We start from the raw sequence: 12,131 nt of genomic DNA, 5'->3' as shown, positions 1-12,131 counted from the left end.
GAGCCTCGACAAGCGGGGAGCGCGGACTGATTCGCACCAGAAGGTAGCGCGGATGTGGCGGCGATGCGCGGGGCTCGCCGGTTTGCCTCGCCTCAGTTGCCGGCGGCGCGGCGCGGCAAGGGTCCCAGCGGATCGCTGCTGCAGACGCGGTTCCGGCCAGCGATCTTGGCAAGGTAAAGCCGGCGGTCGGCGATGGCGACTAGCTCTTCGAGCGGCAGGCTGCTGCCCGGCAGGCGCACCGCCACGCCGAAGCTGCCGGTCACGGTGAGGTCCGGGGCGGTGGGGACGACAACCTGTTCAAGCGCCCGGCGCAGGGCCTCGGCGCTGGCCATCGCCCGCGCCTCGTCGCCGGGAAGAAGCACGATGAACTCCTCGCCGCCATGGCGGCCGAAAGCGGCGTCGGGACCGAGGCTGCGGCCCAGCGTTTCGGCGATGGCACGCAGCACGTCGTCGCCGACGCCATGGCCATGGCCGTCATTGATCGCCTTGAAGTGGTCGATGTCGAAGAGGATCACGGACATGGGGCCGCCGCCGGCATCCGATGCGGCGAAGGCATGGTCGGCCGCCTCCTGCAGGGCGCGGCGGTTGAGCAGGCCGGTCAGCATGTCGGTGCGCGACAGGTGGCGCAGGCGCTCGGAGAGGCGCATCTGCTCCTCCTCGAGCTCGAGGCGGCGGCGCTGCTGCAGGCGCAGCATCTCCAGGCCCTCGAACATGGCGCGGACCTCGGCGCTGGCCGAATGCTGCTGCGGCGGGTCGGAGAGGTCGCCATTGGCGATGCGCAGCACCTGCCGGTGGGCGGTCATCAGCGGACGGAACAGGCCATCGCGGAAGACCAGGGCGATGGCGACGATGGCGAGAACGGCGACCGTGGTGAGCAGCAGCGAGGCCAGCACCATCAATTGGGATTGGTGGCTCAGCTTCTCGATGGTCTGGCGGGAGGCGGTCGCGACGCGGTCGCGCAGCTCCTCGACCGGCCTCATGCCCGGCACGTAGAGGCGGGTGAAGGTGTCGGCATCGGGCCGCGGCTCGGTGGTGCCAAGGGCGGCGATCCGCTCCGCGTAGGGCAGGGCGCCGCGGAAATAGGTGTCCTCGACGGTCGCAACCGCCTGCTCGATGCCACTGCCGGGCAGGAAAGCGGCGGCATAGTTGCGCAGGGCCGAGCGCAGCATGTCGATCCGGGCGCGGGTCGTGGCGATGGCGGCATCGAGGCGGGGATGGATGGCCGCGTCGCTGGTGAGCTTCATGACCACGAAGGAGCCGAGCCGGCCGGTCTCCTCGCGCAGGGCGCCAGCTACCGTGTTGATGATGATGTCGGAGGCGAGCTCGGAGGCTTCCAGCACCGCGTCGTGGCCGAGGCCTTCCCGGAGCCTTGCGGCCGTGTCGGCGGCGGCAAACATGGCCTCGATGGCCTGGCGGGTCGGGGCGCCGCCGCGATAGGCGGCCGGACGGGCGATGACGGCATCCACCGCGGCGCGGCCAGCGGCGAGGTCGTCGCGCAGCTGGCGGGCGATCTGGGCGAGGGCCAGGGAGCGGGTGTCCCGACCGATCTGCGCCTCGGCAACAGCGATGTCGCGATCATTCAGTGCCCTGCGGGCGGCCAGCGCGGCGGTGAGAGCGGCGCGATCCTCCTCGCGGCCGCCCATGGCGCTGTTGGCCGGGCCACGCTCGGCGGAGACGGAGGTGGCGGCGATCAGCGAGGCATGGAAGCGCTGCAACTGCTCGCCGGCACGGCGATAGCGCATGTGGTCGGAGAAGTTGGCATGGAGCGACAGGATTCCCAGGGCCAGGCAGGCTGCAGCCGCCACGACCCCACCGAGCCACTGGAGATGCTGGATGCGGATGACCAAACCGAGGGAACCTAAATCACACGTCGTCCGTGCGGTAGCATGTCAGGCGCTAAGCAATCCTGAACGTGACTCCCGGTCAACCACCCTTGCGAGGGATGCGCTGCGCGTCGCCTCGCCTTTCATTTTCCCCTTTTCGGGCCTATGAGAGGCCCGTCCCGGCCACGCCCGCGCGCGTCGCAGGACACTCCGACCCGTTCCCGCTAGACTGCCGGACCGAATCGCAAGGCTCGCGCGGGCGCGCCCGTCGCGCGCCTCAAGGAGAGATCGAGGCTCATGGCCGAACCCGCCCGTACCGACGTCAACGAAGCCGATTATGGCGCCGACAGCATCAAGGTCCTCAAGGGTCTCGACGCCGTCCGCAAGCGCCCCGGTATGTATATCGGCGACACCGATGACGGCTCGGGCCTCCACCACATGGTCTACGAAGTCGTCGACAACGCCATCGACGAGGCGCTGGCCGGCCACGCGACGGAAGTGACCGTCACCCTCAACGCCGACAATTCGGTGACCGTCACCGACAACGGCCGCGGCATTCCGACCGACCTTCACCCGACCGAGGGCATTTCGGCGGCCGAGGTCATCATGACCCAGCTCCATGCCGGCGGTAAGTTCGACCAGAACTCCTACAAGGTCTCCGGCGGCCTCCACGGCGTCGGCGTCTCGGTGGTCAACGCCCTGTCGACCTGGCTGAAGCTGCACATCTGGCGCAGCGGCAAGGAGCATTTCGTCGAGTTCCGCCATGGCGACCCGGTGGCGCCGCTGGTCGAGGTCGGCCCGGCCAACGGCAAGCGCGGCACCGCCGTGACCTTCCTCGCCTCCACCGACACCTTCACCATGGTGGAATATGATTTCGCCACGCTGGAGCACCGGCTGCGCGAGCTCGCCTTCCTCAATTCCGGCGTGCGCATCATCCTCACCGATCGCCGGCACGTGGAGGAGAAGCGCGTCGAGCTGTTCTACGAGGGCGGTGTCGAGGCCTTCGTGCGCTATCTCGACCGCAACAAGACGCCGCTGGTGCCGAACCCGATCATGCTCAAGGCGGAGCGCGACGGCATCACCGTCGAGGTCGCGCTGTGGTGGAACGACAGCTACCACGAGAACGTGCTGTGCTTCACCAACAACATCCCCCAGCGCGACGGCGGCACCCATCTCGCCGGCTTCCGCGGTGCGCTGACCCGGCAGGTGACGAACTATGCCGAGTCCTCCGGCGTCACCAAGAAGGAGAAGGTCGACCTCACCGGCGACGATTGCCGCGAGGGCCTGACCTCGATCATCTCGGTGAAGGTGCCGGACCCGAAATTCTCCTCCCAGACCAAGGACAAGCTGGTCTCGTCGGAAGTTCGCCCGGTGGTCGAGAGCATCGTCAACGAGGCGCTCTCCACCTGGTTCGAGGAACATCCGGCCGAGGGCAAGGCCATCGTTCAGAAGGTCGCGGAAGCCGCCGCGGCGCGCGAGGCCGCCCGCAAGGCGCGCGAGCTCACCCGCCGCAAGACGGCCCTCGACGTCGCCTCGCTCCCCGGCAAGCTCGCCGACTGCCAGGAGCGCGACCCCGCCAAGTCCGAACTCTTCATCGTCGAGGGTGACTCGGCCGGCGGTTCCGCCAAGCAGGGCCGCGACCGCGCCTTCCAGGCGGTGCTGCCTCTGCGCGGCAAGATCCTCAACGTCGAACGCGCCCGCTTCGACAAGATGCTGTCGTCGGAAATGATCGGCACGCTGATCATGGCGCTCGGCACCGGCATCGGCCGCGACGAGTTCAACATCGAGAAGCTGCGCTACCACAAGATCATCCTGATGACGGATGCCGACGTCGACGGCTCCCACATCCGGACCCTGCTGCTGACCTTCTTCTTCCGGCAGATGCCGGAGATCATCGAGCGCGGCCACATCTTCATCGCCCAGCCGCCGCTCTACAAGGTCAGCCGCGGCAAGAGCGAGACCTATATCAAGAACGAGCGGGCGCTCGACGACTACCTGATCTCCGGTGGCATCGAGGACAGCCTCCTCGCGCTCGGCTCGGGCGAGATCTGCGCCGGACCGGACCTTGCCGCCATCGTCGAGGAGGCGCGGCAGGTGAAGAACCTGATCGCCACCGTCCATTCCCGCTACAATCCCGCCGTGGTCGAGCAGGCGGCCATTGCCGGCGCGCTCAACCCGGAGCTTGCCCGCGATCCCGCCCGCGCCGGTGCCATCGCCACCGAGATCGCCCGCCGGCTCGACGCCATTTCCGACGAGATCGAGCGCGGCTGGGAGGGCAGCTTCGACGGTGAGCGCTACCTGTTCTCGCGCACGGTGCGCGGCGTGAAGGAAGTCGCCATGCTCGACGGTGCGCTGCTCTCCTCGCTGGAGGCGCGCAAGCTCGACGAATATTCGGCCCGCCTCAGCGCCGTCTATGACAAGCCCGCCGCCTTCCGCCGCAAGTCCGGCGAGGAGCTGGTGGCCGGGCCCATGACGCTGTTCGAACTCGTTCGCGACGCCGGCGCCCATGGCATCAAGCTGCAGCGCTACAAAGGCCTTGGCGAGATGAACGCCGAGCAGCTCTGGGAGACGACGCTCGACCGCAACGCCCGCTCGCTCCTCCAGGTGAAGATCAAGGAGGTCGACGAGGCCGACGACATCTTCGTCAAGCTGATGGGCGATGTGGTGGAGCCGCGCCGCGAGTTCATCCAGGAGAACGCGCTGAGCGCGACGGTCGACGCCTGAGGCTTGGCGTCATCGGTGGCCCACTCGCCGGCCGGGTGTGGTCAGGGCTTCCACAAGCGGCGGCGAATGGCGTCGACGACATTCGAATAGTCGTCGGTCCAGGTGCGCACGCTGGCGGAGGCCTCGACCCGTCGCCAGGTCGGATCATCGGCGAGTTGACCGAGGCCCCGTGGTGACCGCGCGACAATGGCGACCTCGGCCTTTGCGAAGAGGGTGACATCGGGATCGCCGATGTCGTTCCGGTCAGCCTTGGCCGCCGTCACCATGCCGTTGGCCTTGGCAGAGGCGGCCACCACCGAGGCGAGCTCCATGCTGCGGTTGGTGATGTTGAAGAGCAGCGCGCCATCGGGTGCCAGCTTGGCGCCATAGCCCGCCAGCGCCTCCGCCGTCAGAAGATGAACCGGGACGGCGTTGGAGCTGAACGCATCCAGGATGATGAGATCGTAGGCCTGGGGTTCGTCGGCCAGGGTCAGCCGGCCATCGCCCGTGACGACGCGTGCGCCGGGTGTGCAGACGGAGAGCGACCGGAAAAGGCGCTGGTCCTGCGCGATCTTCACGACGACGGGATCGATCTCGAAGAAGACCCAGTCTTCGCCAGGCCTGGCGTGACAGGCGAGGGAGCCCATGCCGAGGCCGACCACGGCCACGCGGCCGATACGGCCGCCGCGGTGCGCGCGGACTGCTTCGATGGCCTCGCTATAGGGACCGCCCCGGTAGAAATAGCTGACCGGCTCCGGCCGGTCCCGGACCACGCTCCCATCGGCATTTCTGACCCGCTCGGCGCCGTGAACGGTGGTGCCATGGACAAGAAAACGGCCATTGCCCGATGTCGTTTCCGTCACTTTGTGAACGGCGAAGAAGGAGCGCTCGCGGGCGAGCGGCGCGTTCAGGGTGTCGAGAGTCTGGGCCGTGGCCGCCAGCAGGGCCGTGCCCACGAGCAGAGCGACCGGCCGCCCACGGCTCAGCGCCATGACACCGCCCAGGAGCAGGACGGCCAGGAGGAAGCCCCAGACCGGAACCGCGGCCAGGGTTCCTTTCAGGACGACCGGGCTCAGGGCGAAGGCGGCGAGGGCGAGAGCACCGAACATCAGGCGCGTCGCGCCGAGGGCGGCAAGGCCCTTCATGACCCCGGGCCGGCACAGCACGGTGGCGACGAGCAGGATCGGATATTCCAGCAGGGTCGAGAACAGCAGCGGCGCGGCAAGGCTTGCGAAGGCTCCGCCCAGCACGCCGCCGAGCGAGAGAAGAACGTAGAACTCCGTCAGGCGGGCGACCGGTGGACGGCGGCGATAGAGTTCGCCGTGGCACACCATCGTCGCGATGAAGAAGAAGCCGATGTGCAGGGCCGCGGCGAGCAGCCAGGGCACACGTGCGCCGAGCACGTGGGAGATGAGCAGGACGGCGAGCAAGGCCGGCTGCATGGCGAGCATCGTGGTGTGGAGGCGTTCGGCGCCGTCGCGGAATGCCAGAACGAAGGTCAGCAGGAAGATCGCCAGCGGCACGATCCACAGGAGCGGCACGGCTGCGACATCCGTCGTGACATGGGCCGTGACAGCGACGAGCAGGCCGGACGGAACCGCCGACAGGCCGATCCAGGCTGTGCGTTCGCTCCAGCCGACGGGTGCGGTGGCCAGCTGTTGCGCCTGGGTGGCCGCGGTCCGGGGCGAGGCCAGGAGCATGGCGCCGCACAGGCCGATGACGGCGCCGAGCCCGGCGAATCCGATCGACCAGAACCCCGACTGCACGTTCAGCGGCAGCAGCGGCTCGACGACGAAGGGATAGGCGATCAGCGCCATGAAGGAGCCGAGATTGGAGGCGCCATAGAGGAAATAGGGGTCGGCGGCGGCGCCATGGCCGGTGCGCGCGAACCAGGCCTGCAGCAGCGGTCCATTGGCAGAGACGGCGAAGAACGGCAGTCCCACCGACACGGCGAAAAGGCCGAGCAACCAGAATGCTTCACCCTCCACGGGCGGCCTGCCCCATCCGGGCGCAAGGCTGATCGGCAGGGCGAGGCTGGCGACGAGGACGATCAGCGCCAGATGAACCGCGACCGCATGCCGCGGCGCCAGCCAGCGGGTGAGGCCATGGGCATAGAGATAGCCCAGCAGCAGCACGGCCTGGAAGAACACCATCGCCACGGACCAGACGCCCGGCGCGCCGCCAAGCTTGGGCAGAACCATCTTGGTGAAGAGGGGCTGCACGCTGAAGAGCAGGAATGCCGAGAGGAAGATGCCCAGCGCGAAGACGGGAAGAGCGAGCCGCGCGACAGTGGCGCGCCGTCCATCCAGACCGGACGCCATGGTGGGTTCAAGGGACGACATTCGGGCGCCTCGTTCGCGATCAGCGCGCGATGGTGCCTGCCGTGCCTTAAGGCCGGGTTACGTAGAGTTGCCTGGGACATGGGACGGGGATGGGGCTCGGCGCATTGTGCCCGCCGCACATCAATCCGGCGCGATGCCACCCTCCTGCAGCACCTTCGCCCAGCGCGGGATCTCGCGGGCGACGAGGCTGCCAAGGACCTCGCCGCCGCGTTCGGCCGGCGCGGGCAGGACGAAGCCGAGCTCGAGCAACCGCGCCTGCACGCCGGGATCGGCCAGCGCGGCATCCATGGCGGCCGACAGCCGGTCGCGGATGGCCGGCGGCAGACCCCGCGGTGCGAAGAGCCCGTTCCAGGTGGAGACCTCGAAGCCCGGCAGCCCGCTTTCGGCTGCGGTCGGAACGGCAGGGATGATGCCGACGCGTTCGCGGGTCGCCACCGCAAGGGCCTTCACGCTCCCCGCATTGATCTGGGCGATGGCGCCGCTGAGCGAGATGCAGCTGAAATCCGCATGGCCGCCGACAAGGTCGCTCATGGCCTGTGACCCGCCGCGATAGGCAACCCGCACCGCGCGGGTGCCCATCAGGCCATGCAGCAGCGTGCAGAAGGTATGGGTCGGTGACCCGACGCCAATATGGGCCTCCGACAATCCCTCCGGGCGAGAGCGCAGCACCGCCTTCAGGTCGGTGAGCGTCGTGCCGGTAAAGTCGCGACGGGCGACCACCACCGCCGGCACCGACGCGGTGAGGCCGATGGGGGTGAAATCCGCCTGCGGCTGATAGCCGAGGCTGCGATAGTGCGAGACGGCCACCGCATGGGTGCCCATATTGCCCATGATCAGCGTGTGCCCGTCGGGCGTAGCCCGCGCCACGCGGCGTGCAGCGAGGGTGCCGGCGGCCCCCGCGTCGTTCTCGATTAGCACCGGGCGGCCGAGCGTCTTGGCGAGATGTTCGCCGATGATGCGCGACAGCGTGTCGTTGGTGCCACCGGCCGCATAGGGCACGACGAGGGTGATCGCCCGCTGCGGGTAATCGGCGGCAGCGGGGCCGGCGAGGGCAGCGCCAGCAAGGCCGGTGGCGAGGCATGCGATCAAGGTTGAGGGCTTCATGGTGCGTCCTCCGCCGGGCCGCATGGTGCGGCCTCATTTGTTCACAGGTCGATGTTGTGGTTTTGCGATCCGGCGGTCCATGATCGAATTCGGCGTCATCGATACCGGATCGGGTATGGACTGGCTGGATCATCACCTCCTCAGGCAGTTCCTCGTCGTGGCGGAGGAAGGCCAGGTCTCGCGGGCCGCTGCCAGGCTCGGCATCGAGCAGCCGCCGCTCAGCCGCGCGCTGCAGAAGCTCGAGGCGCGGGTCGGGGCGCGGCTGCTGGTGCGGCGCCCGCGCGGCGTCGAGCTGACGGAGGCTGGCCGCATCTTCAGGGACGGCGCCCTGCGGCTTCTCCTGGAGGCGGAACGGCTCGCCGAGACGACGCGGCAGACCGCGCGTGGCGAGCGGGGACGGCTGGTCATCGGCGTCACCGCGACCAGCGCCCTCCACGCCGCGCTGCAGGACCGGCTCGGGCGATTCCAGGCGCGCTATCCGGACGTGGCGCTGACGCTGCAGGAGGGACAAAGCGCGCAACTCATCGACGCCTTGCGGGGCGCGATGCTCGACGCGGCCTTCCTGTGGACGCCGCCCGTCGACGGACTTTGGACCAGCGAGATGACCAGCGAACCGCTGGTCGCCGCCGTGCCGGCTGCGATGGCGCAGCGTCTTGATGCCGGACCCATCCGGATTGCCGCCCTCGCCGATGCGACCTTCATCGTCTATGGGCGGCGCGACGGCTTCGGCCTCTTCGCCGCGACGATCGCGGCCTGCCACCGCGCTGGCTTTTCACCGCGTTTCGGTGCTGAGGCGCCGCGCCTCAGTGCTGCCGTCGCGATGGTTGGCCTCGGCCTCGGGGTTGTCCTCCTGCCGCAGACCCTGCGCATGATCGCCCATCCCGGCGTCGTCTATCTCTCCTTCGCGCCGGATGAAGGCCTGACGACGGAACTGCGCCTTGTCATGCCGCTCCAGCCGAGCGGCGAGGCGGCGGCCAAGTTCCGCCGCTTCATCACGGCCGTTCCGGCGAGCCCCTGACCGGCCCGACATTGTCAGCCGCAGCGCCCGCGGCTCCACTGGCTTGAGGTGGCGGCCGGTGACGCCCGTTGGCGGCATCCGTTGGCAGGGGCGGGCCCGACCCTTATGCTCTGAGGCGATCGTTCCCACGCCAAGGACACCGTGATCGATGGCGCGGCGCGTGAACAATGCTCACGGGAGCCCCCTTGGCCGTCGTCTCGATCCTCGCCATCGGCTCTGTCGACTATGCGCTGGCAGCGAGAGAGGCGGTGCTTTCCGCGCTTCACCATTCGGATTTCCCGATCGTCGTGACCTGTGATCGGTCGACGCGGCATCTCGTTCCCGACCATTCGCGGGTGACGACGCATCTCGTGGATTTCACCAGACTTGACCAGCGTGAAGACCTGTTTCTCGCCAAGTTCGCGGCCTGGGACGCGGCCCTGACGCTGTTTCCCTCATCCCTGATGCTGCATCTCGATGCCGACGCGGTGCTGACGCGGCCGCTCGCGGAAGCGGATCTGGACCAGGGGCTGGGCGATGCAGGGATCGGCATGGCCGAGCAATCGCGGACACTGGGTGCGAGCCCCATGGCGCGGTCGGACCTCTTTTCGCATTACGTCGACCACACGCTGCGGCACCTCGCCCCCGAGCGGGAGGCGCCTCCCCTGGAGACGTTCCGTTCGTTCAACAGTGGTGTCGTGCTGTTTCGCCCGGAGGCGCTGGCGACGTTTCTGGTCTGGGCATCATCGGTACGTCAGCGCCTGCACAAGGCTCCGTCTTCGCCAAGGACGATGCTCGCCGATCAGGACTATCTGCAGGTCTGGGGCAACGTGATCGATCCGGGCAGCGTCACCACGCTTCCCTGGGAGTGGAACCACTGCCCGCTGTGGGATGAGCAGTTTCCCGATCCAGGGGCACGTATCGTCCACCTCAGCAATTTCTGCGAGGGGCCGACGCCCGAAACCCGCGACCACCTGAGCCTGCTGCGGGGCGGTGATGCGGCCTGCCCGTCGCCGCGCCATGGGGATCTCACCTTCGTGGTCGTCTCCCATCATTCCGCGGCTCTCCTGAGAACCGCTCTCGATGCGGCGTCACGCCTCGGCCACGTGATCGTCGTCGACAATGCCTCCGAGGACGCCTCGCGGGAGATCGCGCTGCGGGCCGGCGCTTCGCTTGTCGCCAACGCGGCCAATCTCGGCTTCGCGATCGCCGCCAACCAGGGGGCAGCCGCGGCGTCGACGCGCTGGATCTGCTTCCTGAACCCCGACTGTTTCGTCCGGGCCTCCGCCGTGGACATGGCTGTCGCGGCGCTTGCCGACGATCCGCAGCAGATCGTCGTTCCCATCCTTGTGGACTGGCACGGTCATCGCGCGAGCGGCAGGCAATGGGGCTACACGCGCACCAAGCTCGCGGCCGATCTGATGGAAACGGCCGAACTCCACCGGGTCTCGCGGATGCTCAGGTCAGCACCGTGGATCGACGACCGGTCCTGGGCCTGGCCGCTCGGGACCTGCCTGTTCGTCGAGCGGGACACGTTCCAGGCGCTTGGCGGGTTCGACGAAAGCTACTTCTGCTACATGGAGGATGTCGAACTGGGGCTGCGGGCGGCCCGCGCCCAGGTCGCCATTCGCCTCCTCGACACGGAGGTTCTGCACCTGGGGCAGAAGGGGACGAGCCTGGATGAGCCGGCGCGTCGCGATCTTCTTGAACATGCGCGGCGGCAATATGGACTGACCCATTACGGCGCCCTGTTCGTGCACGGGCTGCGCCTCGTCCGGCGTCTCGCCCATCAGGTGGACCGGACGTTGCACGGCCTCAAGAGCCTTTCCCGTGGAGAGGCCCGATGAACCTCTACGTGCTCCCCGGCCACGGCATCTATGGCGGGATCAAAGTGGGCTTCCAGTTCGCCTCGATCCTCGCCACGATGGGCGTGCGGATCGCAGTCGCTACCCCGGGCGGGCTTGCACCGACATGGTTCGAAAGCGCGATGGCCGTGGTCGATCGCGACAGCAGTATCGCGCAACTGACCGACCAGGACGTCGCGGTCTTTTCCCTTCCGCACGACTATGCCCTTCTGAAAAGGACACCGGCGAGGCTGGTTTTCCACTGCCAGGGAACCGACCCGCTCATCGGTCCCATCGTCGACGATCCGGATGTCGTCATGCTCGCCTGCTGGCCGCAGGCGGCAGCCTACATGCGCGCGCGAGGACGCGAGCCCATCGATGTCGGCCTTCACGTCTCCGACGTGTTCCACTATGGCGGCACGCCGAAGAAGCCGGCGTGCGTCGCCTATATGCCGCGCCGCGGCTCTGACCTTGCGGAGGCCTGCCGGAGGCATGTCCCGTCCCTCACCTTCGTGCCGATCGAGAACCAGCATGAGCGAGACGCCGCGCGGATCATGAAGGAGTGCACCTACTTCCTCGCGACATCCGAAGGCGAATGGTTCGGTCTGCCGGCGCTGGAGGCCATGGCGGCGGGCGCGGTGGTCGTTTCGGTCCGGGTTCCCACAGGTCCACACTATCTCGACCATGGCCGTAACGGCATGGTGGCTGCAGCGGATGCCCTGCCTTCGGCGCTGGCGTCCATCAGCGCCGACGCCCAGGCCCTCCTGCGCCATCGTGTTCTGCTCGGTGGCATGGCGACAGCGAGCCGCTATACCCTCGGTCATCAGCGGTCGCTTGTGGAAGCCGCGATGGGCCGTGGATTGCGTGAGGCGCTCTCGTGGAGTTGACGGTCGTCATCCCCTCCTTCGGCCTCGATGCCCTGCTGAGGACATGCCTCGCCAGTCTGGCTTCGAGCCTTCAGGTGGCGGCGATCGACGACGTGCGGGTCGTCGTGGCCGATAATGGTTCGAGCAACCCCTACCGCGTCGAGCACCTGGGAGGTGACAGGCTCGAGATCCTTCGCCTTGATCAGCGCACATCCTTTGCGCGGGCGTGCAACATGGCTGCGCGATCGGCACCCGCCCGTCGCTACCTCTTCCTGAACAATGATGTGCTTCTGCATCCCCAGGCGATTGCCGACGTGGTCGGCACCATGGACGCGGTGCGCAATGCCGGCATATGCGGGGCTCGCCTGGTCTTTCCCGACGACAGGATCCAGCACTGCGGCGTCAAGATGGATGACGGCCCGATCGGCCCCTATCACGAGTTCGCCGGGTAG

At 68.1% G+C, this 12,131-nt stretch carries 8 protein-coding genes; 5 read left to right on the top strand and 3 right to left on the bottom strand.

Going from position 1 to position 12,131, the window contains the following annotated elements; all coding sequences use genetic code 11:
- Positions 1 to 92: 92 nt before the first annotated feature.
- Complete coding sequence (locus O9344_RS11540) at positions 93 to 1,847, bottom strand: GGDEF domain-containing protein (RefSeq protein WP_298476880.1); 1,755 nt, start codon at positions 1,845 to 1,847, stop codon at positions 93 to 95.
- Positions 1,848 to 2,120: 273 nt separating this feature from the next.
- On the opposite strand from O9344_RS11540, the gene gyrB reads away from it, so the two are divergent.
- A complete protein-coding gene (gene gyrB, locus O9344_RS11535) occupies positions 2,121 to 4,547 on the top strand; it encodes a DNA topoisomerase (ATP-hydrolyzing) subunit B (RefSeq protein ID WP_298476877.1) in 2,427 nt (808 codons plus the stop codon).
- Positions 4,548 to 4,588: 41 nt separating this feature from the next.
- On the opposite strand, the gene O9344_RS11530 is transcribed toward gyrB, so the two are convergent.
- Both O9344_RS11530 and O9344_RS11525 read right to left on the bottom strand, forming a co-directional pair.
- On the bottom strand, positions 4,589 to 6,847 hold the full coding sequence (locus tag O9344_RS11530) for a fused MFS/spermidine synthase (protein WP_298476874.1): 2,259 nt from the start codon (positions 6,845 to 6,847) through the stop codon (positions 4,589 to 4,591).
- 141 nt (positions 6,848 to 6,988) lie between these two features.
- Positions 6,989 to 7,972 (bottom strand): tripartite tricarboxylate transporter substrate-binding protein, encoded by a 984-nt coding sequence (locus O9344_RS11525; protein ID WP_298476871.1) that lies wholly within the window; start codon positions 7,970 to 7,972, stop codon positions 6,989 to 6,991.
- A 79-nt stretch (positions 7,973 to 8,051) separates the two neighbouring features.
- Between O9344_RS11525 and O9344_RS11520 the strand changes: the two genes are divergently transcribed.
- From O9344_RS11520 to O9344_RS11505, 4 genes are all read left to right on the top strand, one after another.
- Positions 8,052 to 8,990, top strand: coding sequence for a LysR family transcriptional regulator (locus O9344_RS11520; RefSeq protein WP_298476868.1), 939 nt, complete (start codon positions 8,052 to 8,054; stop codon positions 8,988 to 8,990).
- Positions 8,991 to 9,175: 185 nt separating this feature from the next.
- Positions 9,176 to 10,816, top strand: coding sequence for a glycosyltransferase (locus O9344_RS11515; protein ID WP_298476865.1), 1,641 nt, complete (start codon positions 9,176 to 9,178; stop codon positions 10,814 to 10,816).
- Positions 10,813 to 11,700 (top strand): glycosyltransferase, encoded by an 888-nt coding sequence (locus O9344_RS11510; RefSeq protein WP_298476862.1) that lies wholly within the window; start codon positions 10,813 to 10,815, stop codon positions 11,698 to 11,700. Before O9344_RS11515 ends, O9344_RS11510 begins: the two co-directional genes overlap by 4 nt.
- Entirely contained in the window at positions 11,697 to 12,131 is a 435-nt protein-coding gene (locus O9344_RS11505) for a glycosyltransferase (protein WP_298476859.1), read from the top strand. The genes O9344_RS11510 and O9344_RS11505 overlap by 4 nt, the downstream gene beginning before the upstream one ends.

It is taken from the genome of Phreatobacter sp., from assembly GCF_027532945.1.
In the GTDB taxonomy this organism is placed as follows: domain Bacteria; phylum Pseudomonadota; class Alphaproteobacteria; order Rhizobiales; family Phreatobacteraceae; genus Phreatobacter.
This window is presented reverse-complemented; position numbering and strand designations above follow the sequence as displayed.

Coding starts and splice junctions, on each gene's coding strand:
- O9344_RS11520 (WP_298476868.1), top strand. CDS start 8,052: ATGATCGAATTCGGCGTCATCGATACCGGATCGGGTATGGACTGGCTG.
- O9344_RS11510 (WP_298476862.1), top strand. CDS start 10,813: ATGAACCTCTACGTGCTCCCCGGCCACGGCATCTATGGCGGGATCAAA.
- O9344_RS11530 (WP_298476874.1), bottom strand. CDS start 6,847: ATGGCGTCCGGTCTGGATGGACGGCGCGCCACTGTCGCGCGGCTCGCT.
- gyrB (WP_298476877.1), top strand. CDS start 2,121: ATGGCCGAACCCGCCCGTACCGACGTCAACGAAGCCGATTATGGCGCC.
- O9344_RS11525 (WP_298476871.1), bottom strand. CDS start 7,972: ATGAAGCCCTCAACCTTGATCGCATGCCTCGCCACCGGCCTTGCTGGC.